Raw genomic sequence first — 26,650 nt, 5'->3', positions numbered from 1 at the left:
TATATTAGGGCGAAAACAGAGGGGTGTCAAACGCTTTTCTCTAAATAATTCTAGTTTTAAGTGTTGAGTGCATAAATTTAAAACAATCTAGATAAAATGATTAAAAATCATATAATTTAAGTCGATTTTTTAAGCAACTTAAGCAAGTTATTGATGAACTCGGGGTGACGTAAATAGCCTTCGATCAGATGAGGATGAGCAAGATCGGTGGTGATTTGCTTGTTGATAATGGCGGGAGTAAAAGCAAACGGTTTTTGGTTCAGTGGAAAAGCACTCAGAAAATCAGCATCTGAATAAAAATTGATCCAATCGCCATATAAAACAGCAGGCCGTTGAATAGGTTGCTGTAAATGACACTGGATAACGCGAAAGGCCAGTGGTGAACCGAGGGTAATCAGTGTTTGAATCTTAAGTTCAGTGTGTTGAATTAAATAATTATAGGCAATCACGCTGCCTAGAGAATGGGCAATCACAATATTGGGTTTTGGACCGTGTAAGTGCTCATGCAGACGTGTATGCACGGTGTGGATGAAGTGTGGATTGGATAAATATAGATACGCTTCCATCAAAAAACGATGAATAAAGCTACTATGCAGCTCTGGAAAGTGGTTAATTAAACTGGCTAAGTCACGTAAGGCCAAATCTTTGCCGAGGAGGCTAATGTATTTAATTTTATTATTGAATGAGAGTTCGTCTGAAATGGTGAGCTGAGGGTTTTTAGAAATTTCAGCTTGATGTTCGATATTGGGTGCAGTGGTGTGCGTCAGGTGAATAGGATGTAAAAAGGAAAAAGGAGACCAATGTTGTGGCATGAGGGTGCTGGCGTTGAGGGTGTTTTCTAAATGCTGACGTGTTAGAAGATCTCCATAAAAGGCCAGTCGACTGTGCCGCTGAAGATAAGGAAGGTCATCTTCACGGCCAAGTTCACTCAGTACTTGTTGTAAGATCACAAGCCAATGTTGAAGCAGGGTACGTGCAGTCTTGTGCTGCTGATTCATCCCATGAATCCATACAATATTCATCAGGCATGCACCGATGATGTACTTGATAAAAACAGTATAAAAAAAAGAGCGACCGAAGTCGCTCTTTTTAACAATACGGATTAAGTTTTCTTGTGATAAAAGGTGTAATAACTCGCATAACATACTGCAATAAACAGTAAACAACCAAAGAAGCTAATACGCATACTTGGATCAAACACCATGCTGACGCAGGTGATAAAGCAGAAGATAAAGCCAAGGATTGGCACAATAGGAAACAGGGGTGCTGCAAAACCTAATTCTTCTTTTTTACGTCCTTGTTTATACCATTGGCGACGGAAGTTAAATTGGCTTAAGCAAATACTCATCCAAACTACGACCATGGTAAACGCTGCTATACCCAGTAAATTGGTAAAAATGGCTTCAGGTGCAAACTGCTCAGACAGTAAACCCGGCATACCGCCAATCATGGTCACGGTGACTGCCACATAAGGGACACCACGTGCATTGATTTTTGAGAATACTGCTGGCAATTGCTTTTGATAAGACAACGACCACATCATACGCGAAGCAGCAAATAGTCCAGAGTTCGCAGCAGATAGCAACGCAGTGATAATCACAAAACGAATGATATCTTCAGCATAAGGAATGCCAATGTGTTGGAATACGGTCACAAATGGACTGCTACTCACGCCTTCAGCTGCTAAACCTGCTTCTTGATGCGGAAGGAGCGAAGTCACGACTAAGATGGTACCCACAAAGAAAATCAATAAGCGGAAAATCGCAGTATTGATGGCTTTGGGTACATTCTTAGCAGGATCTTTGGTTTCACCTGCAGCAACACCAATCAGCTCTGTGCCAGAAAATGCAAAGTTCACGATCAACATGGTGGTAAAGATAGGGAACAAGCCTTCTGGGAACCAACCCTGAGCCGTTAAGTTGCTAAATAAAGGTGCAGCTTCATAGCCTCTGTAGCCAATCACGCCAAAAATAGCGAGTAGACCCAATAAAATAAAAATAACAACGGTGATAACTTTGACTAAAGCCAACCAAAACTCAGATTCAGCGAACCATTTGGTCGAGATCATATTTAAACTAAATACAAAAGCACCAAAAATTAGAGTCCACATCCACATTGAACTATCTGGAAACCACTCCTGCATGAGCAGTGCGGCAGCTGTAAATTCGGTTCCTAGCGTGACCGACCACGTTAGCCAGTACAGCCATGTGATGGTATAACCTGTACCTGGTCCGATATAGCGTTTGGCATAAGCACCAAATGAGCCAGACTCAGGCATATGAACAGCAAGTTCCCCTAAACACAGCATGACCATATATGCAATGATCCCGCCGAGGAAATAAGAAATAATGGCACCTACAGGCCCCGTTTGTGCAATGACTTCACCCGATCCTAAAAATAGGCCAGTCCCGATTGCGCCACCAAGCGAAATCATAACTAGATGTCGAGTACTCATAGCGCGTTTTAAAGGCGCAGAATTGCCCTGATGCGAAGCATCATTCGGAGATGAGTGCATAAGCGTTAATAAGTTCAGGAATGAAGCGGGCTATTGTAGTGAAAAACTGCAAATCTGCAATGAAATAATAGTAATTATGAATAAGTGTTGATCGGATAAGATCAAGAGATGGCGTCCCTACGGGGATTCGAACCCCGGTTACCGCCGTGAAAGGGCGATGTCCTAGGCCTCTAGACGATAGGGACGTTGCGAGGTGATGCGTATATTAAGGATTAAAGGCCTATTTGTCAAAAGGGTTTTTGCTCTGTGATGGTTGAAAGTTCAAACATTAGGCAAAACAAGTAATTAAATTGAAGGAATTTTTTATTGTTGCAAAAGTGAGCCCAAAAAATAAGCTTAAGCTCACTTTGCTGAAGGTGCTTAGTTTTTATTGTGATAGAGCCAATAGTAACTGGCATAGCAAGCCACCATAAAGAGCAAGCAGCCAATAAAGCCTGAAAGCATTTCAGGGTCGGCCGCCATACTTAAGCCTGTTGCTGTACAGCAGATAAAGCCTAGGATCGGAACCAACGGATACCAAGGGGTACGGAATTTCAGCTCCGATAAAGCCCGACCTTGCTTTAACCATTGGCGACGAAAGTTAAACTGACTCCAGCAAATACTCATCCAGACAATTACCATGGTAAAAGCTGCAATACCCATTAAGTTTTTAAAAATGACATCTGCACCAAATTGCTCAGAGAGCAAGCCCGGCAAGCCACCAATCATGGTGACCCAAATGGCAATATAAGGCACCCCAGATTTACTTACTTTAGCAAAAAGCTTGGGCAATTGGTTTTGTGAGGACAGGGCCCACATCATGCGTGATGCAGCATATAAGCCTGAGTTTGCGGTTGATAATAATGCCGTGATAATTACAAAACGGATAAAGTCTTCAGCATAAGGAATGCCCATTTGGGTGAATACTGTCACAAAAGGACTGCTGCTTAAGCCACCATGCCCGCCCACTTGCAAGCCGGTGTTGCTATAGCTGAGCAGTGAACTGATGACAATGATAGTACCAACAAAGAAAATAATGAGGCGCCAAACCGCGGCATGAATGGCTTTGGGCACATTTTTTTCTGGGTTTTCAGTTTCACCTGCGGCAATGCCAATCATTTCTGTGCCATTAAAGGCAAAGTTCACAATTAATAAGGTGGTAAACAAAGGAATAAGGCCATTTGGTAGCCAGCCTTGTGCGGTTAAGTTGTTAAATAAGGGTGCCGATTCATATCCCTGAAAAGGGATGATACCGAAAATACAGGCAAAGCCTAAAAGAATGAAAATGAGTACAGTTGCGACTTTAATCATGGAGAGCCAAAACTCAGACTCTGCAAAAGCTCGGGTTGAACTGAGGTTTGAAATCAGAACGCCACTGGCAAAGATTAACGTCCATAACCAGATCGATGTTTGTGGGAACCATTCCTGTACCAAAATGGCTGCTGCGGTAAATTCGGTGCCGAGTGTTGCCGACCAGCCGAGCCAATACATCCACGACACCATATAACCTGTGCCAGGGCCAATATAACGTGTTGCAAAGGCACCAAATGAACCAGAAACAGGTAAATGTACTGCAAGCTCCCCGAGGCAAAGCATGACCATATATGCGATCAACCCCCCAATAATATAAGCCAGCACAGCACCGAGAGGGCCTGCTTGAGAAATCACTTCGCCTGAGCCCATAAACAGGCCTGTACCAATGGCACCACCAAGCGATAACATGATTAGGTGGCGTGTGCTCATGGCACGTTTTAATGAGGTATTTTGAGGTGAATCCGTTGAAGACTGCGAAGGCGGCGTTGCAGATTGCATAGAAAATCAAACAATGGGCTTAAAGTTATATTCTAGTTTTTAATAAGATGAAAAATCACGTGAATTGAAATTTTCTGATGAACTATCGGTATTAATTTAAAAAACAAATGTTTAAAGTCAATTTTTTTAGTGGTCAGGTGTTGGGTAAGAAGAGCTGTTTTCAGCACTTGAATGTAGTTCTTGTCCAATAGGGGCTTGTTTGGTGTTATTGGTCCCTTGTTGGACAAACCATAGGTAAAAAATAGAAGGCGATAGAATCAATAAAAAGATTAAAAATTTCTTAAGCATGGCAATCAACTTTGAAAAGCACGAAGCATCGTATAGCGAGTGCATGGTTAAAATTGAAATGAAAAGTAGTGTTTTCTAGAAATAGAATAAGATGGCGTCCCTACGGGGATTCGAACCCCGGTTACCGCCGTGAAAGGGCGATGTCCTAGGCCTCTAGACGATAGGGACGTTGCGAGGATGGCGGTATCTTATTGATCCGCCACCAGAGTGTCAAGTAGGTGTGGCGCGAGTTTGTTCAAAATATAACAGAACAGTTCAGCGGTCTTTTGAGTGTCGTATAAAGCCGAGTGAGCCTCTCTACCATCGAACTCAATCCCTGCTTGAATACATGACTTCGCAAGAACAGTTTGACCAAACATCACAGCACTTAAGGTGACGGTGTCAAATACAGAGAAACTGTGAAATGGGTTTTGATTTTTAGTCCCTGTACGTGCAATCGCTGCTTGTACAAAGCCTAAATCAAAGTGGGCGTTATGACCAACCAAGACCGCATGTGTACAGTTCTGTTGGCGACGGACTTCATTGACGGCTTTAAAAATACGTTTTAATGCTGTTTTTTCGTCTTCAGCCATGGCCATGCGCATGGGATTAAAGGGATCAATACCAATAAAGTCCAGTGAGCGACGGTCTAGATTTGCACCTTCAAAGGGGTTGATATGCGCATGATGTGCAGGACCCGGTACAAATTGACCTTCTTCATTATAAATAATCGGAATTGCAGCAATTTCCAATAAGGCATCGGTCTGTGCATTAAAACCTGCTGTTTCGACATCGACAACAACAGGTAGAAAACCACGGAAACGCTGACCAATTATTGGCAATGTTTCATTTGTCACACTTTTCTCCATTGAATGGTTTTACCCGCATACAGCGGAATAATTTGTTCACCATCCAAATAGTCTAAACTCTCAGGGATGACTTGGTCTTCTTTTACCAGTGTAATTGTTGAAGTATTGCGCGGTAGACCGTAAAAATCTGCACCAAAGTGGCTGGCAAAACCTTCAAGGCGTTCAAGTTTACCCACTTGATCAAATGCTTGAGCATAAAGTTCAATTGCCGTTGGTGCGCTGTAGCAGCCTGCACATCCACATGCATTTTCTTTGGCATTTTTAGAGTGTGGTGCACTGTCTGTGCCTAAGAAAAACTTAGGGTTGGCACTGGTTGCAACTTCGAGCAAAGTTTGCTGATGCGTTTGACGTTTTAAAATGGGTAAACAATAGAAATGCGGTTTAATGCCACCAACCAACATATCATTACGGTTAAACAGTAAATGCTGTGGAGTAATGGTTGCAGCGACATTGCGGTCTTGTTCTAAAACAAAGTTGGCCGCTTCACTGGTCGTAATGTGTTCTAAAACCAATTTCAGTTTTGGAAATTGTTTTAGCAACGGAGAAAGAACTTCGTCTAAGAAGCGCTTTTCACGGTCGAAAATATCGACATGATTGTGTGTGACTTCACCATGCAAAAGTAATGGAACCTGATGCTCTTCAAGTTGCTCAATAACAGCATAGACTTTACGAATGTCGCTTACACCATTGTCTGAGTTGGTGGTCGCGCCAGCAGGGTAGAGTTTAATCGCATTTACAAACTCAGAGTTTTTAATTTTCTTGACTTCTTCAGGTGAAGTTGTGTCAGTAAAATACAACACCATACGTGGGTCGAAGGGATTACCTTCTGGTACGTGCGCCATGATGCGTTCACGGTACGCATTCGCTTCCTCAACCGTTTTAACAGGCGGTACGGTATTTGGCATACAAATAGCGCGTGAAAACTGTTGGGCTAAATCGGGAACAGTACGTTGTAATGCAAGACCATCACGAAGGTGAGCGTGCCAGTCATCTGGCTGGAGAATCGTAATCGTATTCAAGGCGATTTCTGTCAAAGAAATAAAACAGATGATAATGCATATGCGCCAAAAATGGTAATGACAAATAAAGGCATCTTGTCTGATTATTATGATTTATCTTTGTAAATTTGTGTTATTTTTAAGCAACTACAAGAATTAAATCTGGTCTGGTATGGAATATAAATACAACCTCGCCAAACTTCAGTACGATAAAGAAAAAATGGAAGAGCTGATTACACGACACAACCGTCGTATTGGTCAGGTTTTTCCTCAGAAATTAGAACAAGAGTTTTGGCGATTAAACTTGGAGCGCGCGCGTCGCAATATTAATGACTTTCTTTGGTCAGGTGTTTTGGCTTATTTTATTTTTGCCATTTTGACGATTCCGGGGGATTACTGGATTATTGAGCAGTCTCATTTTAAACAAGATTTTATTCATTGCTTACTGGGGTTGTTAAATGGTGCAGTTTGTCTTTTGTTCCTTTATATTTTTTCACATTTTGTCAAACTGAAGCCTTTTTTTGCCTATGCAGCCATGTTTGCTGTGTTTTGGGCTGTGGTCTCGACGACTTGGTTGACCATGTCGGTGCATACCGAAGCTTTACGTCATCAAGCGATGATGATTATCTGCATGATTTATGTCTTGGGGTATTTGCTGACTGGGGTAAAACCAGGATATGTTTTTATCACTGGTGTAGTGGCCGCTGGAGTTTCATTTTTAGTCCTCATTTCGACGCTGGTCAAGTTTGATGCGATCGTGATGGGGCGTGTAATGTTTGGTAGCTGTTTGCTGGGTTTTATCATCAGTCGTATGATTTACGCCCGCGAGCGCATCATTTTTTTAAATATTCGCCGCGCTAAAATTAGTGAAAAAATACATCGAATTCATACCTCAGAATTGCTGCATTTGAGTCAGAATGATGAGCTGACGAAGATCTCAAATCGGCGTAATTTTGACGAAATGATGGATACTTATTATGAGCAATCACGTCAGGATGAAACACCTTTATCCATTTTGTTTATCGATGTTGATTTTTTCAAAAAATATAACGACTTTTATGGTCACCAAAAGGGCGATGATGTGATTTCATCGATTGCAAAATCTATTAAAAATGCGATTCGGCATATGGATTTTGTGGCGCGTTATGGCGGCGAAGAGTTTGTGGTGTTATTACCTGAAACCGATGCACATGGTGCTTATGCGGTGGCTTCAAATATTTACCGAGCGATTGAGCGTTTGGAAATTCCGCATGAAATGTCTGAAGTGTCTCCATTTGTCACCATTAGCTTAGGGATTACAGTTTTTAAAGGCGAGGTAGATTTGAGTAAAGTCGAGTTACTGGGGATCGCAGATCAGGCTTTATACCGCGCCAAGCAATTGGGGCGTAATCAAATTTATTATCAGCCTTTAACCACATCGACGTGTATAGAATAAATCGCTGAAATAAAAAACCGCCCATAAGGGCGGTTTTTTATTTCAATAAACTTATTTGTTTTTGTCTTTTAACTGAGGAACAGCAGAACCAGTACCGACTGCTAATAAACCAGTATTGGTATAAATACCAAGTTTCGCACGAGTATCGGTAATGTCCAAGTTACGCATAGTTAACTGACCAATACGGTCCATTGGCGTAAACATTGAATCGCCTTTCTCCATCGTCAAGCGCTCAGCTTCATAAGTGAGGTTTTCAGACTCAGTGTTCATGATGGTGTAGTCATTACCACGACGAAGCTCTAAAGTTACTGTACCAGTGATAGCTTTCGCAACCCAACGCTGTGCAGTTTCACGAAGCATTAATGCTTGAGAGTCGAACCAACGACCTTGGTAAAGCAAACGACCTAAACGTAGACCGTTGATGCGGTACTGTTCAATTGTGTCTTCGTTATGAATACCAGTCACCAAGCGCTCATAAGCAATATGTAGAAGTGCCATACCCGGTGCTTCATAAATACCGCGAGATTTTGCTTCAATAATACGGTTTTCGATTTGGTCAGACATACCTAGACCATGACGACCACCAATACGGTTGGCTTCAAGAATGAACTCAACAGGGTCTTCGATACGTTGACCATTGATTGCAACAGGGAAGCCTTCTTCAAAAGTAATCGATACTTCTTCAGCTTTAACTTCTACATCGTCTTTCCAGAATGCAACGCCCATGATTGGGTCAACAATTTTGATCCCTGCATTGAGGTATTCAAGATCTTTTGCTTCGTGGGTCGCACCCAACATGTTTGAGTCAGTTGAGTAAGCTTTTTCTTTTGACATTTTGTAGTCAAAGCCGTTGTCGATCAAGAATTGCGACATTTCAGCACGGCCACCTAATTCATCAATAAACGTTTGGTCTAACCAAGGCTTATAGATTTTAAGTGCAGGGTTGGTCAACAAACCATAACGGTAGAAACGTTCAATATCGTTTCCTTTATAGGTTGAACCATCACCCCAGATGTTGACATCATCTTCTTTCATTGCGGTAACAAGCATAGTCCCTGTTACTGCACGACCCAATGGCGTCGTGTTGAAATACGGTACACCACCAGTTGAAATGTGGAACGCACCACATTGAATCGCAGCAATACCTTCAAGTGCAAGCTGTAAACGGCAGTCAACTAAGCGAGCTTTTACTGCGCCATACGCTTCCGCTTTTTTGGGAATCGCATCATAGTCGTCTTCATCAGGCTGACCTAAGTTTGCTGTATAAGCATAAGGTTCTGCGCCTTTTTGTTTCATCCACAAAAGTGCAGCTGAAGTATCTAGACCACCAGAGAAGGCAATACCAACTTTTTTGCCAACTGGGACATTCTGCAAGATAGTTGCATTATCAGTCATTGTTAATCCTAACGATATAAATATAGGCACCGAGAATGGGTGGCCTGAAAGAATACATATGGTCGCGATTGTAGCACTTTTCCAAATGGTTTTTCTAAAAAATCATAGGGCTTTAAAAATATTAAAGCTCATGTGCATATCGATACTGTTTAAAAAATTTTGGATAAAATCGGTTTCTATATTGTGTGCTCAATTTTTGTCTTTTTAGGAGATGTTTAAGCTGTAAATTAATCAGAAAAGAGGTGAAATTAGTTCGGGTTTAAATTGGTATGACCTATATTGTGTGATTTTTCCATTTTTTGAGTATTAAGCTGGGTTTAAGTTGAGTGATTATTTTTTATATTATTAGACTAAAGTCTAAAGTTGGCATTATTTTAATAAAAATATCAGCAAAAACAATGATATTTATTTGATTAAAATATGATCTGGTTTATAAAGGTAGCCTATATTGGTCATACCAATAATAACTTTTAATTGAAGTTTTACTTCATTTTAAATCAAAATAAGCCAACTATAAGTCATTATTGGTTTGTTTCTCTTTACAGTTGCTCATATTGGTCTGTCCAATATTGGTAAAAGTACCAATAATGTGCTCAAAATTAAATCTTAGTAAGCATTTCAAGGAGATGACAATGCTTCAATGGCAGCAAATGTATGACCCGATGGGGAATATTTGGATTTCAAGTCTAATAGCACTGATTCCGATTATCTTCTTCTTTTTGGCGCTCGCGGTATTTCGTTTAAAAGGCAGTGTGGCGGGTACGATCACCGTTGTACTTGCACTTCTTGTCTCTTTATTTGCCTATAAGATGCCGGTGCTGATGGCATTCGCATCGATGGCTTATGGTTTCCTCTACGGTTTATGGCCGATTGCATGGATCATTATTGGTGCGGTATTCCTGTATAAAATTTCAGTGAAGACAGGCCAGTTTGACATCATTCGTTCTTCTATTCTCTCAATTACTGAAGATCAGCGTTTACAAATGCTGTTGGTGGGTTTTGCTTTCGGTACCTTCTTAGAGGGTGCGGCAGGCTTTGGTGCTCCTGTGGCGATTACCGCTGCGCTATTAGTCGGTTTGGGTTTTAAACCTTTATATGCAGCAGGTCTCTGTCTAATTGTAAACACTGCACCTGTGGCTTTTGGTGCGATGGGTATTCCAATTATTGTTGCTGGACAAGTGTCTGGTGTCGATACGATGGAAATCAGTCAAATGGTGGGCCGTCAGCTACCATTTATGGTGCCAATCGTATTGTTCTGGATTATGGCAATTATGGACGGCTGGCGCGGTGTTAAAGAAACATGGCCAGCAGTTGTGGTGGGTGCAAGTAGCTTTGCAATTGCACAATACTTAACTTCTAACTTTGTCGGTCCAGAATTACCTGATATTACAGCTGCAATTGCATCCTTGGTTTCTTTAACAATTTTGTTTAAATACTGGCAGCCGAAGCACATTTTCCGTTTTGCAGATCAAGACGCAACGATGAGTGAAGATGTGGCTGCACAAAAACAGCAAAAATACACTGTAGGACAAATTGCAAAAGCATGGTCTCCATTCGCGATTTTAACTGTGATGGTGACGATCTGGAGTGTAAAACCGTTTAAGGATTTATTTGCCAAAGATGGTGCATTGCATGATCTCGTGATTTCAATCAAAGTGCCATTTTTGCATCAAATGATTCAAAAAATGCCACCAGTGGTTGCTGAAATTAAAGATTATGACGCGATCTATAAGTTTGATTGGATCTCGGCGACAGGAACTGCGATCTTTATTGCAGCATTGATCACCATTGCCTATTTGAAGATGAAACCGAAAGATGCTGTGGTAACTTTTGGTGAAACCCTGAATGAATTGAAAGTTCCCATTTATTCAATTGGTATGGTGTTGTCTTTTGCATTTATCGCAAACTATTCGGGTATGTCTTCGACCTTGGCTTTGGCCCTTGCACATACAGGTTCGGCATTTACGTTCTTCTCGCCTTTCTTGGGTTGGTTGGGTGTATTCCTCACGGGTTCAGATACTTCTGCCAATGCACTGTTTTCAGCACTTCAAGCCACTACGGCTCAGCAAATTGGTGTGCCAGAAGTTTTACTGGTGGCAGCCAATACCAGTGGTGGTGTGACCGGTAAAATGATTTCGCCTCAATCGATCGCGATTGCATGTGCGGCGGTAGGACTGGTTGGTAAAGAGTCTGATTTATTCCGTTTTACCTTAAAACACAGTATAACGTTCACAATTATGATGGGTATTATGATTACCCTACAAGCTTATGTGTTCCCATGGATGATTCCATAACACAAATTGTGTATCAACGTTAAGGAAAGCAGATGAAAGTCTCCGATAAAGCTGTACAAAGCCTGCGTGTATTGATTGAACAAAGCAATATGCAAGTTGGAGACCGTCTGCCTGCTGAAAGAAAACTGTGTGAACAGCTTCAAGTCTCTCGCTCTTCTTTAAGAGAGGCCATTTCGCAGTTGACCAGCATGGGTATGTTGGTCAGCAAAGTAGGGGCGGGGACTTTTTTAAAACAATTACCAGCAACTTGGTCCAGTTATCAAATCGTACAACCGATTAGTAATTTGATAAGTGAAGATCCTGCCTACCGATTTGATGTGCAAGAGGCGCGCATTATTTTAGAAGGTGGAACAACTTGGTATGCAGCACAACGCGCAACCCAAGAAGATCTGGTGAACATCAGACATCATTATGATCAGATTAACCATTTTCAGGCTTTGGGAAATGATGACGAGGCGGCTCGTGCAGATGCGAAATTTCATTTAGCGATTGCTGAAGCCTCTCATAATTTGGTTTTGATTCAGATGATGCGTGGTCTGTTCGATTTGTTGCAGTTCAACGTCGCTTTGGGACGTCGAAAAGTATATAGCGAAGCACACCGTTTTGATCAATTGCATGATCAGCACTTTCAAGTCATGAATGCAATTGAACGTCGTGATCCAGAAGCTGCACGTAAGGCAGTCTGTGGACACATTGAGTTTGTAGTACAACAGGTGCGAATGATTGATGAAGAAGAAGCTCGTCGTCAGCGCGCCAGTCGATTAAACAGGATATAAGCATGATTATTTCTTCTGCCAATGACTACCGTGAAGCGGCACGACGTCGTTTACCGCCATTTTTATTCCATTACATCGATGGTGGTGCGTATGCAGAATATACCCTGAAGCGCAATGTAGAAGATTTATCAAAAATTGCTTTGCGCCAGCGTGTACTGAACGACATGTCACAGTTAAGTTTAGAGACCAAACTGTTTGATGAAACTTTGTCGATGCCTGTTGCATTATCTCCTGTCGGTTTAACAGGCATGTATGCACGCCGCGGTGAGGTTCAAGCTGCGGTCGCTGCAGATAAAAAGGGTATTCCGTTTACACTGTCTACCGTTTCAGTATGTCCAATTGAAGAAGTGGCGCCTGCAATTCAGCGTCCAATGTGGTTCCAGCTCTATGTACTACGTGATCGTGGTTTTATGAAAAATGCCTTGGAACGTGCTAAAGCGGCAGGATGTTCAACGTTGGTGTTTACCGTGGATATGCCTGTTCCGGGGGCGCGCTATCGTGATGCCCATTCGGGTATGAGTGGTCCAAATGCAGCAATGCGCCGTTATATGCAGTCGTGTTTCCACCCACACTGGGCGTGGAATGTCGGCATGATGGGACGTCCACATGACTTGGGCAATATTTCTAAATATTTAGGCAAACCTACAGGTCTAGAAGATTATATTGGTTGGTTAGGTTCTAACTTCGATCCGTCTATTTCGTGGAAAGACCTTGAGTGGATTCGTGAGTTTTGGGATGGTCCAATGGTCATTAAAGGAATTCTGGATCCTGAAGATGCTAAAGATGCAGTGCGTTTCGGTGCAGATGGGATTGTGGTTTCAAACCACGGTGGTCGTCAGCTTGACGGCGTTTTATCTTCTGCACGTGCACTTCCTCCAATTGCAGATGCAGTCAAAGGTGATATTAAAATCCTCGCGGATTCCGGTATTCGTAATGGTTTAGACGTGGTACGTATGCTGGCGTTGGGTGCAGACACGTGTATGCTTGGTCGTGCCTTTGTTTATGCTTTAGGTGCAGCAGGCGGTGAAGGTGTTTCAAATCTTTTAGAATTGATTGATAAAGAAATGCGTGTTGCTATGACCTTAACAGGTGCAAAAACCATTGCTGATATTACTTCGGATTGTTTGGTACGTTTAGAGCGAGAGTTGGCTGAGTAAGTTTTTAATAATTTCTATTGTATGAAAATGGATAGTGTGAAGTTGTTTTAATTCACAATGTAAATCTCCCCTAACCCCTCTTTATAAAAGAGGGGGGAATGTTGCAAATTAATTGATTGTAAAATTTGCAATACTCTCCCTTTGTAAACAGAGGGGCTTGTTTTTACTTGAATTGATCTAGGTAAAAGAAAAGTCCCCCTTGGGAAGAGGGGGTATAGGGGGATTTCAAATATGGAATTTATCTTTGCACTTTGAATTCGAATATAAGAAGTTAAATAAATGAATAAATAAACATTATTCCTTAATTAAAATTTGGAATAGGAAAACTCCTTATGCAAACTCAATTATCTCCACAGCAAACTATTCAAAAACTCATCACCATTGTGGGTAAACAACACGTTTTAACTGACGATAAAGACACACGTTTATACCGCCAAGGTCGTCGTTACGGTGCAGGGAAAGTACTGGCTGTTGTTGCACCAGGGTCATTACTGGAACAGTGGCAAGTACTGCAAGCGGCTGTTGATGCAGATTGTGTTGTGATTATGCAAGCAGCCAATACAGGTCTAACTGGTGGTTCAACGCCTTTTGGTGATGACTATGACCGTCCTGTGGTTCTGATCAGCACGCGTCGTTTGGTTGGCATTCAGGTCATTAATGACGGTCAGCAAGTGATTTGCCTACCCGGTGCAACACTAGATCGACTTGAAAAAGAACTGGTGCCATTTAATCGGGAGCCACACTCGGTGATTGGTTCATCGTGTATTGGTGCTTCGGTTTTAGGTGGTGTCTGTAATAATTCGGGCGGTGCTTTGGTACGCCGTGGTCCTGCTTATACTGAGCTGGCATTGTACGCTCGTGTCAATGATGATGGTCAGTTAGAGTTGGTGAATCATCTAGGGGTAAATCTTGGAGAAACACCTGAAGAAATTCTAAGCAAGCTTGAAACGAAAAATTATCAAATCGGCGATATTATCAATAACTCAGGCTGCTGCGCATCGGATCAGCGTTATGGACATGATGTTAAACAAGTTGATGAAAATACGCCGGCACGTTTTAATGCCGATCCGTCTCGTTTATATGAAGCATCGGGTTCGGCAGGTAAAGTGTGTGTTTTTGCCGTACGTTTGGATACCTTTGAAAAAATTCCAAGTCAAGTATTCTATGTCGGTACAAACTCACATGATGATTTGACTGCAATTCGCCGTTTTTTACTAAAAGATTTGCCGCGATTGCCGATTGCAGGGGAATACATCCACCGTGTGGCTTATGATATTGGGGCGGAGTACGGCAAAGATACTTTTATGTTCATTGAAAAACTCGGCACAGCCAAAGTACCTGCTGCATTTGCAATGAAAGATAAGGTCGATGCGTACTTAGAAAAATTTGGTATGAAAGGACTGTCAGATAAAGTCCTGCAATTGATCACCAAATTTTTGCCTAGTCATTTACCGAAACGGATGAATGCTTTCCGTGATTTATATGAACATCACTTGGTTATTCGGATTGAAAATCAAGATGTCGAGCAAGTTGAAAGCTTTTTAAGACATTATTTCCAAGATAAAACCTCAGGTGATTTTTTCCACTGTACCGAGGAAGAAGGACGTAAAGCATTTTTACATCGCTTTGCAGTTGCAGGTGCAGCAATTCGCTATCGGGATACACACCGTTCAGAAGTTGAAGATATTGTAGCTCTGGATATCGCATTGCGTCGTAATGATCGCGAGTGGGTGGAAACCTTACCCAAAGAGATGGATGATCTGATTGTTCATAAACTCTATTATGGTCACTTTTTATGTCATGTGTTTCATCAGGACTATATTGTGAAAAAAGGCGTGGATCCTTTGGCGATGGAACATCAAATGTGGCATTTACTGGATGCTCGTGGGGCAGAATACCCAGCTGAGCATAATGTCGGACATTTATATGTAGCAAAACCTGCGCTACGAACACATTATGAAAAGCTTGATCCAACCAATAGTTTTAATGTAGGTATTGGACAAACCAGTAAGTTGAAGCATTGGCAGTAAAGGATATTGGTCTAAAAAAACTAAACCAGTGACGGCAACATCACTGGTTTTTTTATTGCCCTATGTTTTTGAGAGCTCAGCTGAATTGACCGGAGATACCAAGAATTTTTTATAAATTGTCATCCCAATATTTTAAAAAACAGCTAAAGTAGTATGCAACAAGTTGCAAAGCCAAAGATAAGGATTCATGATGACAACCAATAGCTATGCACATATTTTAAAACCCTTACATTTGGGTTTTACCACCATTAAAAACCGTGTGGTGATGGGCTCCATGCATACGGGCTTGGAAGATCGTTTTTATAATTATCCAAAATTGGCAGCATACTTCGGTGAGCGTGCTAAAGGCGGTGTTGGTCTGATCATTACAGGCGGGATTTCTCCAAACCGTCAAGGTTGGCTTCTTCCTGCGGGCGGTACGATGAATACGCTGGGGGATATTGCTCCGCATCGTTTAGTGACACATGCAGTACATAAACATGGCGCAAAAATTTTAATGCAAATTTTGCATGCTGGACGTTATGGCTACCAACCTTTTGTGGTTTCTGCCAGTCCAATCAAGTCGCCGATTTCGCCTTTTAAACCGCGTCAAATGTCTGAAAAGCAAATTTTGAATACCATTGATGACTATGTTAACTGTGCCAGTCTTGCCAAAAAGGCGGGCTATGACGGTGTGGAAATTATGGGTTCAGAAGGTTATTTACTGAATCAATTCTTAAGCCGTCATGTGAACCAACGTGAAGACCGTTGGGGTGGGCCGATTGAAAACCGTATGCGTTTTGCGGTCGAAATCGTCAAAGGGATACGTGCACAAGTCGGTGAGAAATTTATTATTTGCTTCCGTTTGTCATTGCTGGATTTGGTGCATGACGGTAACACTATGCAGGAAGTAATTACTATTGCGCAAGCACTAGAAAAAGCAGGCATTACCTTATTGAATACAGGGATTGGCTGGCATGAAGCGCGTATTCCAACCATTGTGACTTCGGTGCCACGTGCTGCTTTTGTTGACTATACTGCGGAAGTGAAAAAGCACGTGGCAGTGCCAGTGATAGCTTCAAACCGTATCAATATGCCAGACACAGCGGAAGAGATTTTGGCTTCGGGCAAAGCGGATATGGTGCAAATGGCGCGTCCGTTATTGGCTGATGCTTTTTGGGTGAATAAAACAGCGACCAATCGTGTCGACGAGATCAATACATGTATCGCTTGTAACCAAGCATGCTTAGATCATACTTTTAAAAATCAGCGTGCTACTTGTTTAGTCAACCCGCGTGCAGCGTTTGAAACAGAGTTGGTTTATTTGAAAGCGAAACAAGCGAAACGAGTTGCTGTTGTTGGTGGTGGTGTCGCAGGTATGTCGGCCGCGACGGTTGCAGCCAGTCGTGGACACCAAGTGACATTGTTTGAAGCAAGTCATGAAGTGGGTGGACAGTTCAACTTGGCAAAAGTTGTACCTGGCAAAGAAGAGTTTCATGAAACCATTCGTTATTTCAAAGTACAGCTTGAAAAAACTGGCGTCGATTTACGTTTAAACACCAAGGTGAATCGTGAGCAGCTTGAGCGTGAAGGCTTTGAAGAAATTATTATTGCAACAGGTGTTGTGCCACGTGCATTACGTATCGAAGGGAGTGATTCACCGCAAGTCTTGTCTTATGCAGAAGTGTTACGCGGCGCACCTGTCGGTCGAAAAGTTGCGGTGATTGGTGCTGGAGGGATTGGTTTTGATGTGTCTGAGTATTTATTGAAACCAGAGCATCAACCTCAGCCACAACCGCTTGCAGATTGGCAACGTGAATGGGGCGTAGATCCAAACCCGAATTATGTTTCTGAAGGAGGCACGCAGGCCGCAGAAGTTCATCCGCCTGTTCGTGAGATTTATTTATTACAGCGTAAAACCTCTGCACTTGGAGCAGGTTTGGGCAAAACTTCGGGCTGGGTACACCGTGCACAGTTGAAAAAGCATGCAGTACGTATGTTACGTGGAGTTCAGTACAAAGCTGTGACTGATGAAGGGCTTTGGGTGGATATGGCAGGACAAGATCAATTGCTACGTGTCGATACCATCGTTGTGTGTGCAGGGCAGGAGTCTGTAAAGGATATGATGCCAAGTGCTGAGCAAAATACACTAGCGAATTATCACATTATTGGTGGTGCTAAACTGGCGGCTGAGCTAGATGCGAAGCGTGCGATTCGTGAAGGTGCCGAAATCGCTTCGAAATTATAAACTTTTGATGAAACAATATGCAGTTGATTGCTTTGACGGTAAGTTTTACTTGTCATCAAAACAAAAGCTCCGTATGATGGCGCACATGGAAGCGTGGCAGAGCGGTTTAATGCACCGGTCTTGAAAACCGACGAGGGCTTATACCCCTCCGTGAGTTCGAATCTCACCGCTTCCGCCAAATTTGAAAAGCCCTCTGTAGTTACAGGGGGCTTTTTTTATTTCGTTTTTTTTCTCACAAACTAATCCATATTACTGCTAAAAATCTAGACGTATGATCTAAAGTCTCAACCTATAAGAGACAGGTGGCATCACTGAGGTCAATATAATTGGCTCCGAGTATGTACTTCCAAATGGCTCTCGTCTATGAACCTAAAAAAGGGCAAATTTTGCATAGCTCTGTTTTCTAATGCATACGGCTTTTCTGCAAAGTGGAAGAATTTTTCAACGTTATTTTAAGAGTTTCTTTTGAAAAATAATGGGGTTCAAAATTCTCTAGAAACAGGTTTATGCAATGCACTGGGAAAACATTGGCATCCAGTGCACGCTAAAATAAAAAATTAGGTTTTTATATTTTTGATATGATCAAAATGAAGTTAATGAAATCGCAGCAGATGAGGTATGGGGATGAGACCAAATGTATTGCTAGACAAATGTAATTGGTCTTTGCTTCGTATCTTCCGTGTGATTGTTCAAGAAGGCAGTTTGAACAAAGCCGCAATTAAGTTGTGTTTAACCCAGTCAGCCATTAGTCAAAGTTTAAAAAGACTGGAGGAGCAGATTGGCGAAACATTGATTATTCGAACGGGAGGAAAGTTCTATTTAACCGCGACTGGAGAAATTGTATTTGAAGCAAGTATGATGATTTATAGTCAATTAATGGACTATGAGGAACGGTTAAATACAGAGAAAAATAGCTTATCTGGTACGATTAAACTTCTGGTTCTAAGTCGTATTGAGTCCACACGTTACGACCAATTACTACATGATTTTCATCAAAAATACCCATTGGTTGATTTCCAAGTGGATGTTTTGAAAAGTAAAGAGATCCACCAGTTATTGTTGCAAAAAATCCCGGCACTTGGGATTGGAATTAATCAGTCACAGCATCCGAAATTAAATTATCAAACGTTAATTAATCAAAAATATGCATTATTTTGCAGTGATAAACACTCACTTTATACAGAAGACATTCAAAGTATTGAACAAATTAAAGGTCATGGGTTTATTTCTTTTCAGAGCGAACAATTAAATGACCCATCATCACCATTAAATGAAGTGAGAGAAATTATTTTAAAAAATAATCGATTATTAGTAACCACAAACAATATGGATGAAGTCATTCGCTTTATTCAAAATGGTATTGGTATTGGTTTATTACCAAAAAACATCATTGAAAAAAGCAGTCAATATCATTTATTTAAACAGCTTCCACCTTTTCCTCACGTTTCTATTATCCCTATTTCATTGGCATGGCATAAAGATCGCGAGTTATCTTTACTGGAACAGTATTTTATAAATGATCTCAGAAGTGTATTTAATGTAAATCATTCAAAGAATAATGAATAAGAAAACTAGATACAGAATTGAACCTATCTCTTCTACGTAAGTAGGATCAGATCATTGATAACGAGAAAACTGCTGTTTGAGTGAGCAATTTTTTTAAATGGATTTTATCCAAGAAACAGGGTTTAAGTTGTGAAAAACGATCAAGTGATAGTGGCAGATTAAGCACTATTTATAGTTTTACCACCTAAAAAATAATAAGAATTTATATGCATATGCACTAAGTTTAGCCAGTTTTATTTTGTATTACTATGTGCAATCAAACTTGAGTGTTGAGTGGAATGGTTCCTTTCGATTTCCATGAATTGGTTCTATGTTTTTGTAAAAAAAGAACAACAATAAAAACGCAACAATAAAAATCATGGAATTGATGGGAAACAACACGATGAAAAACAAGCTGGTCTATGCTTTATTGGCAACACTCGCCATTTCTTATACACACGCAGAAACGACTGAAGAATCAAGCCTCTTTAACAGTTTCTCTACAAGCGGGAGCGTTGCTTTTTTAACGGATTATTATTTCCGAGGCTATTCACAAACACAGGGTAAGCCAGCAGTACAAGGATTTTTAAGAGTTGATCATGATTCAGGGTTATATGCCCAACTTTTTGCATCGAATATTCAACTCGATATTGGCAGTAGCCTAGAGCTAGATTATTACGTGGGCTATGATTATTTCGTAAATGATCAATTTAAGCTCAATGTTCAATATTTAGATGTCAATTACCCCGGAACAGAACAAAGCATACCTGATGCTGATTATGAAGAGTATTCAGTTGCTGCATCTGGGTTAGGTTTATTGAAAGAAAATGATGAATTGAATTTTTCATTCTATTATTCCTCAGAATATACATTCCAAACAGGAAAAATGCTGCGTTATGAAACCAGTTATCGATATCCTGTTGCAGATAAATGGAATGCCTATTCTCAGGTCGGTTATAACCAGTTCTCTAGTAAAGCAGCTTATGATGTTTTGTGGGCTACAGATCAAAAAGATTCTTTTTACGATTATAAAGTGGGTGGAAACTACAGTTACCATGACTATATTTTTGATCTGTATTATGTCGATTCGAATATTAATAAAGCATTATCCAATGCCGATGATGCTGTAGTTTTTAGTTTAACAAAGTCTTTTTAATGATCGATTTTTATTCATTAAGTTTTGAAACTTAGAAAAGCATAAAGCGGATTACTCTAGAGCATTAGGGTGATCCTCTTTTTTTGCATAAAATTTTTTATAGAAGGCAATTTTAAAATGTCATGCCCAGCATTTTTTATGATTGAACTGCTTATATTTTTAGGTCATTAGGAAAGCGATCAGGTGCTGAGTTATAGGGTATAAGTTTTACTAATACGGTAGTTTAAAATTTATCACTTGTTGGTGTTGTCATTTTTTTTTAGAGTGAATTTACAGAATGAGGTGTTACTCAACTCCCCATAAAAGTATTTCTAAAATGGATGTTGCTAAGAAATGAAAGCGAATGCAGAACGATTGTGGCAAATGCTAATGGAAATGGCAAAAATTGGTGCAACAGATAAAGGCGGAAACACACGTTTAGCTTTATCTGATGAAGATGTTGCTGGGCGCTCTTTGCTGATTGAATGGGCAAAAAAGATTAATCTTTCAATCCATTATGATGAAATTGGTAACTTGATTTTAAGACGCGCAGGGCTTTCGGCGACGGCATTACCTATCGTTATGGGGAGTCATTTAGATACTCAGCCCAAAGGTGGACGTTTCGATGGCATCTATGGTGTTTTGTCGGGCATGGAAGTGTTACAGCGTTTGACGGAAGAAGGCATCCATACCCACCATCCTTTGGAAGTGGTGGTGTGGACCAACGAAGAAGGTGCACGTTTTACTCCAGCGATGATGGGTTCTGCGGTATTTACTGGGCTTTTACCGAAGCAAAAAGTCTATGAGAGTACAGATAAACAGGGTATTTCGGTTTATTCAGAATTGGTCCGTACAGGCCAACTGGGAGAAACACCTTTAGCGCGTCCATTTAAAGCATATTACGAAGCACATATTGAGCAAGGTCCTGTTTTGGAACAAAGCCAAGTTGCGATTGGGGTGGTTACTGGTGGGCAAGCCATTTTATGGTTAGATGTTGAAACCAAAGGTAAAGCAGCACACGCAGGCACAACACCAATGCATATGCGTAAAGATACCATGGTGGGTTCGGCGGCGATGATTGTGGAATTAGAACACAATGTCCGTAAGCGCTTCCCAGAGGGCTTGGTCACCTTTGGTGAAATGCAAGTAGCAAACTCTTCACGTAATACCATTCCAGGTAAAATTCAATGGACTATTGATTTGCGCAATCCGAATGATGCTGCACTGAAAGATATGGAAGTCGAGACACGCAAGATTTTGCAAACTCTGGCAGAGCAGCATGATTTAGACATAAGCATTTCACAGCATTGGTTAAGTCCTGCGACTTATTTCGATAAGGCATGTGTCGAGACAGTACAACAAGCTGTAGATACGCTGGGCTATTCTAATCAGACCATTGTGAGTGGCGCCGGACATGATGCCATTAATATTGCGAAGCATTGTCCAACGACGATGATTTTTATTCCATGTATTGATGGGTTAAGTCATAACGAGGCGGAAGATGTGTATGCATGTGATGCAGCGCAAGGTGCTGATGTGCTTTTGAATGCCATTCTAAATTATGATGCCATGCAGGCAAAGACATCAGAAACTCAGTGTGCTCAAGCAGTTTAAAAGACTATTGCAATTGATGAATAAACCGTAAAATGCCGCCTCCAGGATTGGTGTGTGGCGAAGTGTTAAGGAAGGACAAAAAATGAATTCTAAATTACCTGTAAATGTTGATATTCAAGATATTTGGCAAAAAGACAAAGACCATGTGATTCACCCATGGACAGATTTCACCACATTTAAAGAAGAAGGTTCTTTAATTATGTCAAAAGGTGAAAATGTCTTTGTTTATGATGTACATGGCAACAAATACCTCGATGGTATTGGTGGCTTGTGGTGTGTCAACGTCGGTTATGGTCGTCAGGAAATTGCTGATGCGGTATCGGCACAAATTATGGAACTTCCATATTTCTCTCCATTTGGTCATCAAACTACTGCGCCAGCGGCTAAATTGGCCGCGAAATTGGCTGAACATGCACCAGAAGGTCTAAATCATGTGTTTTTTGGTTGTGGTGGATCAGTGGCAAACGACACTGCAGTGCGTTTAATTCACCATTATTTCCATCAAATTGGTCAGCCTTCAAAGAAAAAACTGATTGCACGTAAAGATGCTTATCATGGCAGTACTTATATCAGTATGAGTCTGACAGGCATTGAGGCCGATCATATTGGTTTTGAAATTCACAACCAATTGGTGCATCACGTTTCATGTCCAAATCCATACCGTAAGCCTGAATCTCAGTCGATGGAAGATTTCTGTAATGAAAAAGTACAGGAGTTAGAAGATACGATTTTGGCACTGGGCCCAGACAATGTTGCAGCATTCTTTGCTGAACCGATCATGGGGGCAGGTGGGGTGATTGTTCCACCAGAAGGCTACCATGTTAAAACTTTAGCGGTATGTAAAAAATACAATGTGTTGTATGTATCGGATGAAGTGGTTACGGCATTTGGTCGTCTAGGTCATATGTTTGCTTCAGAGAAAGTGTTTGGCATTGTTCCAGATATCATTACTTGTGCTAAAGGCTTGTCTTCGGGCTATTTACCTTTGGGTGCAACCATTATTTCAGATGAAATTTATGACGCAATTAGTAAGCCACATCACGAAGGCGGTTTGTTAACGCACGGCTTTACCTATTCAGGTCATCCTGTGAGCTGTGTGGCTGCGCTAAAAAATATTGAAATCATTGAACGTGAAAACATTTGTGAACATGTTCAAGATGTTGGTGTCTATTTTGAAGAACAGCTTAAAACTTTAGCTGATTTGGAAATTGTGGGCCAGGTTCGCGGCAAGAAATTCATGATGTGCATTGAAAACTTGCGCAACAAAGAAACCAAAGAGTTGTTTGAAGGTTCAGTTGGTGTCGGTAAACGTATTGCCAATCACTGTCAAAAATTAGGCCTGATTGTACGTCCAGTGGGACACATGAATGTCCTTTCTCCACCGTTAATTTTAACGCGTGAGCAGGTTGATTTCACAGTCAAAACTCTACGCCACGCAATTCAAAATACGATTCAAGAGTTAAAAGCTGAAGGTCATTTGTAAGGTTTAACGACCATTCATTTCTATGACAACCTGATTCAAATGAGTTGGGTTGTACAGAAGTTGTTTGTCTGTAAATCGCTTTGAGGCGGACATACTAGCCCCCAATAACCCCAAAAGACCCAATGTGATGTGCCAAATAAGAAGCTGACGAAGTTTCGCATGATGACATCAAACTAAGGGCGAGTAAAACGATGAAAAATTATATCAATGGACAATGGACTGCAACGACGGGTAACGCCGAAATAGCGGTGATCAATCCGCGCAGTGAACAAGCGCTGGCAAGTTTTGTCACAGCCTCTACTGAGGATGTTGATGCGGCGGTTGACGCTGCAAATCAGGCTTTGGCAAGCTGGAGTAATACCAGTGCAGCAGAACGCGCAGTATGGCTGAATAAAATTGCAGATGCAATTGAGCAGTCAAAAGATAAGTTGGTCGAACTGTCGCATAGCAATAATGGTAAGTCGCTCGGTCAAGCCCAAGTTGATGTCGATAACAGCATCAAATGCTATCGCTACTATGCCGATCTCGTGCAGAAATTTGCATTTACCAAAACCAGTGCAACGGATCATGGTACGGAATTAACCCATCAGCAAAACCCTGTTGGGGTCGTGGCTTTAATCACGCCGTGGAACTTTCCTTTAATTACCAGTGCATGGAAAATTGCACCAGCTTTGGCGGCGGGTTGTACCTTGGTATTTAAACCTTCCGAATTGGTGCCATTACCAGAACTGGAATTTATGAAACTGTTAAGCCAAATGAATTTCCCACAGGGAGTGTTCAATTTGGTGTTGGGTGATGCAATAGCCGCTGAACATTTGGTCCGTCATCCAGAGGTACAAAAAGTATCGTTTACGGGCAGTACCGAAATTGGCATTCAAGTGATGCAAGCTGCGGCAACGTCAGTCAAACGGGTCACCCTTGAGCTGGGCGGCAAGTCTGCATTTTTGGTATTAGCAGATGCTGACATTGATGACGCTGTAGAAAAAGCTGTGGGTGGCATGTTCTATAATGCGGGACAAATGTGTTCTGCCATGTCGCGTGTATTGGTGCATGAATCAGTTGCTGATGTGTTCTATCAAAAGCTTAAGCAAGCGACAGAGTCCATTTTGCTCGGTCAAGAAGCTGAAGGCCAGTTCAGCATGGGGCCAATGACCACACATAAACAATTCAAAAAAGTGCATGAGTATTTAGCGCTGGCGGAACAAGAACAACTGACGGCATTGATTGATGTAAATAACATTGCATGTCCTGCTCAGGGTTTTTATATTCGCCCGCAAATCTATATTGATGTACCAACCAACAGCCGTCTGTGGAAAGAAGAAGTTTTTGGCCCAGTCATGTGCTGTCGCACATTTGGCACTGAAGATGAGGCGCTTCAAGTGGCGAATGATTCAGACTTTGGTTTGGCTGCAACCATTATGACAGGATCGGTCGAGCATGGTAAAAGCATCGCGAAGCGATTACGAGCAGGCCATATCTGGATTAACTCTTTCCAAATGATTCACCCAAGTTCTTTATGGGGCGGTTTTAAAAAGAGTGGGACTGGGCGTGAGCTGGGTGAGTCAGGAATGCAAAGCTATTTAGAGGAAAACGTCATTACGATCTAGATGTAGTGTTCACAGGTGATTGAGAAGGAAAAGGATGTCCTTATTCAATACATGTGCTGTTCGGTGATGGAACCATTGCACTTAAGAAAGTGCGTACATAAAGAGCTACAGGAGTTACAAGCATGGAATGCGAGAATCATCAAAGGAGTCTTTCCCTTTGGCAAGTGGTTGTCATTGGGGTTGCCTATATGGCACCAGCTACGGTATTCGATACATTTGGGATTATTTCAAGAGTGACCGAGGGTCGGGTCCCTTTAGCCTATTTGCTGGCGCTGGTGGCCATGCTGTTAACTGCATTAAGTTATGCGCGTTTTAGCCGAATATCCGCAAAGGAAGGTTCAGCGTATACCTACACCACCGAAACTTGCGGTAAAACCATGGGTTTTTTTGTTGGTTGGTGCTCTTTATTAGATTACATGCTCTTACCCCTCATTAATGCCTTACTTGCTGCATTTTATTTAAATGCGCTAATGCCCGATGTGTCTTATACCGCTTGGGTAATGATCATGGTCGGTTTGGTCACGCTGATTAACAGTTTTCGTATCAATATTCTGGCTAATTTCAGCTTTATTTTTGTGGCGGCCACTTTGGTCATGATGCTGGTATTTATTTTCTTGGTGGTGACAGGCATTGGTAACTCACAAGGCTATAGCGGTATTTTAACCACCAAACCTTTATGGAATGGCAATACTGAAATGATGTCCTTGATTTCAGGCATTTCTTTGGTGTGCTTTTCTTATCTAGGTTTTGATGCTGTATCAACCTTGGCCTCTGAAACGAAAAATCCAACCAAGACCATTCCGAAAGCCATTATTTTAACGACGTTAGTGGGTGGTGGAATTTTTATTACAGTGTCGTGGTTTGTACAGCTGTCCTTTCCGTCATTGTCGCAATTTAAAAACCCAGATGAAGCCTTACCTGAAATTGCCTTGTTTGTGGGTGGTGCAGTTTTTCAGTCAGCATTATTAACCGTACAAATTATGAATGCCTTTGCCTCTGGCTTAGCAACCCATGCTAGTGCTTCACGTTTAATGTACATCATGGGACGTGATGGTGTTTTTAATAAGAAGATCTTTGGTGCCATCAGTAAAAAACGCGGTACACCCCTATATTCAATCTTCTTTGTGGGCATGATTTCTTTATTGGCTATTTATGTTGACCTTGCGACAGTGGTGAGCTTCGTCAGCTTTGGTGCATTGATTGCGTTTACCATGGTGAATTTTTCGGTCTTTATGAAATTTTATATGCTTAGAAAGGAACGTCTAGGGCTTAAGAATGTGTTTATGAACTTATTTTTACCTATAGTGTCCGTACTTTCGCTGCTTGGTTTATGGATCAATTTAGAGAAATCAGCACTTGAGTTTGGTGGTATTTGGTTATGTGTAGGCATTGGGTTGGTGCTGTACAAGAAAATTAAAAAGCAGCCGATTTCCATAGGGACGCCAGCCGAGGAAGTCTCCAACGGTTAAGGAAGTGTCAGTGAAGGACTTTAATTCACTCATTTAAAATGTA

General features: G+C 41.4%; 18 protein-coding genes and 3 tRNA genes. 13 read left to right on the top strand and 8 right to left on the bottom strand.

What is annotated here, in order from left to right; all coding sequences use genetic code 11:
• Positions 1-116: 116 nt before the first annotated feature.
• The 7 genes from RR876_RS01650 to pyrC form a co-directional block, all read right to left on the bottom strand.
• On the bottom strand, positions 117-1,022 hold the full coding sequence (locus tag RR876_RS01650) for an alpha/beta hydrolase (protein ID WP_332478479.1): 906 nt from the start codon (positions 1,020-1,022) through the stop codon (positions 117-119).
• An 80-nt stretch (positions 1,023-1,102) separates the two neighbouring features.
• Complete coding sequence (locus RR876_RS01645; protein ID WP_004694026.1) at positions 1,103-2,515, bottom strand: amino acid permease; 1,413 nt, start codon at positions 2,513-2,515, stop codon at positions 1,103-1,105.
• 109 nt (positions 2,516-2,624) lie between these two features.
• A tRNA-Glu gene (locus RR876_RS01640) sits at positions 2,625-2,700 on the bottom strand.
• 175 nt (positions 2,701-2,875) lie between these two features.
• The gene (locus tag RR876_RS01635) at positions 2,876-4,306 is read right to left on the bottom strand and encodes an amino acid permease (protein ID WP_332481837.1); all 1,431 of its coding nucleotides are present in this window, start codon (positions 4,304-4,306) and stop codon (positions 2,876-2,878) included.
• Between the two features lie 380 nt (positions 4,307-4,686).
• Positions 4,687-4,762: transfer RNA gene (locus RR876_RS01630), tRNA-Glu, on the bottom strand.
• Positions 4,763-4,782: 20 nt separating this feature from the next.
• Entirely contained in the window at positions 4,783-5,442 is a 660-nt protein-coding gene (gene rnt, locus RR876_RS01625; RefSeq protein ID WP_005399764.1) for a ribonuclease T, read from the bottom strand.
• The gene (gene pyrC / locus RR876_RS01620; protein ID WP_286407435.1) at positions 5,427-6,461 is read right to left on the bottom strand and encodes a dihydroorotase; all 1,035 of its coding nucleotides are present in this window, start codon (positions 6,459-6,461) and stop codon (positions 5,427-5,429) included. The genes rnt and pyrC overlap by 16 nt, the downstream gene beginning before the upstream one ends.
• Before the next feature lie 151 nt (positions 6,462-6,612).
• Here pyrC and RR876_RS01615 point away from each other — a divergent pair, with 151 nt between their 5' ends.
• Positions 6,613-7,875: a GGDEF domain-containing protein gene (locus RR876_RS01615; RefSeq protein ID WP_332478426.1), complete on the top strand. Its 1,263-nt coding sequence runs from the start codon at positions 6,613-6,615 to the stop codon at positions 7,873-7,875.
• Between the two features lie 51 nt (positions 7,876-7,926).
• On the opposite strand, the gene argG is transcribed toward RR876_RS01615, so the two are convergent.
• On the bottom strand, positions 7,927-9,270 hold the full coding sequence (gene argG, locus RR876_RS01610; protein WP_004694013.1) for an argininosuccinate synthase: 1,344 nt from the start codon (positions 9,268-9,270) through the stop codon (positions 7,927-7,929).
• A 626-nt stretch (positions 9,271-9,896) separates the two neighbouring features.
• Here argG and lldP point away from each other — a divergent pair.
• The 12 genes from lldP to RR876_RS01550 all read left to right on the top strand — a co-directional run bounded on the left by lldP (position 9,897) and on the right by RR876_RS01550 (position 26,607).
• Positions 9,897-11,564 (top strand): L-lactate permease, encoded by a 1,668-nt coding sequence (gene lldP / locus RR876_RS01605; protein ID WP_171054209.1) that lies wholly within the window; start codon positions 9,897-9,899, stop codon positions 11,562-11,564.
• Between the two features lie 32 nt (positions 11,565-11,596).
• The gene (gene lldR / locus RR876_RS01600; protein ID WP_010326372.1) at positions 11,597-12,340 is read left to right on the top strand and encodes a transcriptional regulator LldR; all 744 of its coding nucleotides are present in this window, start codon (positions 11,597-11,599) and stop codon (positions 12,338-12,340) included.
• Between the two features lie 2 nt (positions 12,341-12,342).
• A complete protein-coding gene (gene lldD, locus RR876_RS01595; RefSeq protein ID WP_116762315.1) occupies positions 12,343-13,497 on the top strand; it encodes an FMN-dependent L-lactate dehydrogenase LldD in 1,155 nt (384 codons plus the stop codon).
• 332 nt (positions 13,498-13,829) lie between these two features.
• The gene (gene dld, locus RR876_RS01590) at positions 13,830-15,527 is read left to right on the top strand and encodes a D-lactate dehydrogenase (protein WP_332478427.1); all 1,698 of its coding nucleotides are present in this window, start codon (positions 13,830-13,832) and stop codon (positions 15,525-15,527) included.
• A 190-nt stretch (positions 15,528-15,717) separates the two neighbouring features.
• On the top strand, positions 15,718-17,754 hold the full coding sequence (locus RR876_RS01585) for an NADPH-dependent 2,4-dienoyl-CoA reductase (protein ID WP_332478428.1): 2,037 nt from the start codon (positions 15,718-15,720) through the stop codon (positions 17,752-17,754).
• A gap of 87 nt (positions 17,755-17,841) precedes the next feature.
• A tRNA-Ser gene (locus RR876_RS01580) sits at positions 17,842-17,932 on the top strand.
• A gap of 440 nt (positions 17,933-18,372) precedes the next feature.
• Positions 18,373-19,320, top strand: a complete 948-nt coding sequence (locus RR876_RS01575) for a LysR family transcriptional regulator (protein ID WP_332476941.1) — start codon at positions 18,373-18,375, stop codon at positions 19,318-19,320.
• A 382-nt stretch (positions 19,321-19,702) separates the two neighbouring features.
• A complete protein-coding gene (locus RR876_RS01570; protein WP_332476942.1) occupies positions 19,703-20,455 on the top strand; it encodes a TorF family putative porin in 753 nt (250 codons plus the stop codon).
• A 333-nt stretch (positions 20,456-20,788) separates the two neighbouring features.
• Complete coding sequence (locus RR876_RS01565) at positions 20,789-22,048, top strand: Zn-dependent hydrolase (RefSeq protein WP_332476943.1); 1,260 nt, start codon at positions 20,789-20,791, stop codon at positions 22,046-22,048.
• 82 nt (positions 22,049-22,130) lie between these two features.
• Entirely contained in the window at positions 22,131-23,531 is a 1,401-nt protein-coding gene (locus RR876_RS01560; RefSeq protein WP_332476944.1) for an aminotransferase, read from the top strand.
• A 191-nt stretch (positions 23,532-23,722) separates the two neighbouring features.
• Positions 23,723-25,138 carry an aldehyde dehydrogenase family protein gene (locus tag RR876_RS01555; protein WP_332476945.1) on the top strand — a complete coding sequence of 472 codons (1,416 nt, stop codon included), beginning with the start codon at positions 23,723-23,725 and terminating at the stop codon, positions 25,136-25,138.
• 122 nt (positions 25,139-25,260) lie between these two features.
• Positions 25,261-26,607, top strand: a complete 1,347-nt coding sequence (locus RR876_RS01550; protein ID WP_332476946.1) for an APC family permease — start codon at positions 25,261-25,263, stop codon at positions 26,605-26,607.
• Positions 26,608-26,650 lie beyond the last annotated feature (43 nt).

Origin of the sequence: Acinetobacter sp. (assembly GCF_036666595.1) — a bacterium.
GTDB lineage: Bacteria > Pseudomonadota > Gammaproteobacteria > Pseudomonadales > Moraxellaceae > Acinetobacter.
Note: the sequence above shows the minus strand (reverse complement) of the source record. Positions and strands in the feature narration are given on the sequence as shown.

Excerpts from the sequence above, each read along its gene's own strand:
- RR876_RS01650 (WP_332478479.1), bottom strand. The coding sequence starts at position 1,022 with ATGAATATTGTATGGATTCATGGGATGAATCAGCAGCACAAGACTGCA.
- RR876_RS01645 (WP_004694026.1), bottom strand. The coding sequence starts at position 2,515 with ATGCACTCATCTCCGAATGATGCTTCGCATCAGGGCAATTCTGCGCCT.
- RR876_RS01635 (WP_332481837.1), bottom strand. The coding sequence starts at position 4,306 with ATGCAATCTGCAACGCCGCCTTCGCAGTCTTCAACGGATTCACCTCAA.
- rnt (WP_005399764.1), bottom strand. The coding sequence starts at position 5,442 with ATGGAGAAAAGTGTGACAAATGAAACATTGCCAATAATTGGTCAGCGT.
- RR876_RS01615 (WP_332478426.1), top strand. The coding sequence starts at position 6,613 with ATGGAATATAAATACAACCTCGCCAAACTTCAGTACGATAAAGAAAAA.
- argG (WP_004694013.1), bottom strand. The coding sequence starts at position 9,270 with ATGACTGATAATGCAACTATCTTGCAGAATGTCCCAGTTGGCAAAAAA.
- lldP (WP_171054209.1), top strand. The coding sequence starts at position 9,897 with ATGACAATGCTTCAATGGCAGCAAATGTATGACCCGATGGGGAATATT.
- lldR (WP_010326372.1), top strand. The coding sequence starts at position 11,597 with ATGAAAGTCTCCGATAAAGCTGTACAAAGCCTGCGTGTATTGATTGAA.
- lldD (WP_116762315.1), top strand. The coding sequence starts at position 12,343 with ATGATTATTTCTTCTGCCAATGACTACCGTGAAGCGGCACGACGTCGT.
- dld (WP_332478427.1), top strand. The coding sequence starts at position 13,830 with ATGCAAACTCAATTATCTCCACAGCAAACTATTCAAAAACTCATCACC.
- RR876_RS01585 (WP_332478428.1), top strand. The coding sequence starts at position 15,718 with ATGACAACCAATAGCTATGCACATATTTTAAAACCCTTACATTTGGGT.
- RR876_RS01575 (WP_332476941.1), top strand. The coding sequence starts at position 18,373 with ATGGGGATGAGACCAAATGTATTGCTAGACAAATGTAATTGGTCTTTG.
- RR876_RS01570 (WP_332476942.1), top strand. The coding sequence starts at position 19,703 with ATGAAAAACAAGCTGGTCTATGCTTTATTGGCAACACTCGCCATTTCT.
- RR876_RS01565 (WP_332476943.1), top strand. The coding sequence starts at position 20,789 with ATGAAAGCGAATGCAGAACGATTGTGGCAAATGCTAATGGAAATGGCA.
- RR876_RS01560 (WP_332476944.1), top strand. The coding sequence starts at position 22,131 with ATGAATTCTAAATTACCTGTAAATGTTGATATTCAAGATATTTGGCAA.
- RR876_RS01555 (WP_332476945.1), top strand. The coding sequence starts at position 23,723 with ATGAAAAATTATATCAATGGACAATGGACTGCAACGACGGGTAACGCC.
- RR876_RS01550 (WP_332476946.1), top strand. The coding sequence starts at position 25,261 with ATGGAATGCGAGAATCATCAAAGGAGTCTTTCCCTTTGGCAAGTGGTT.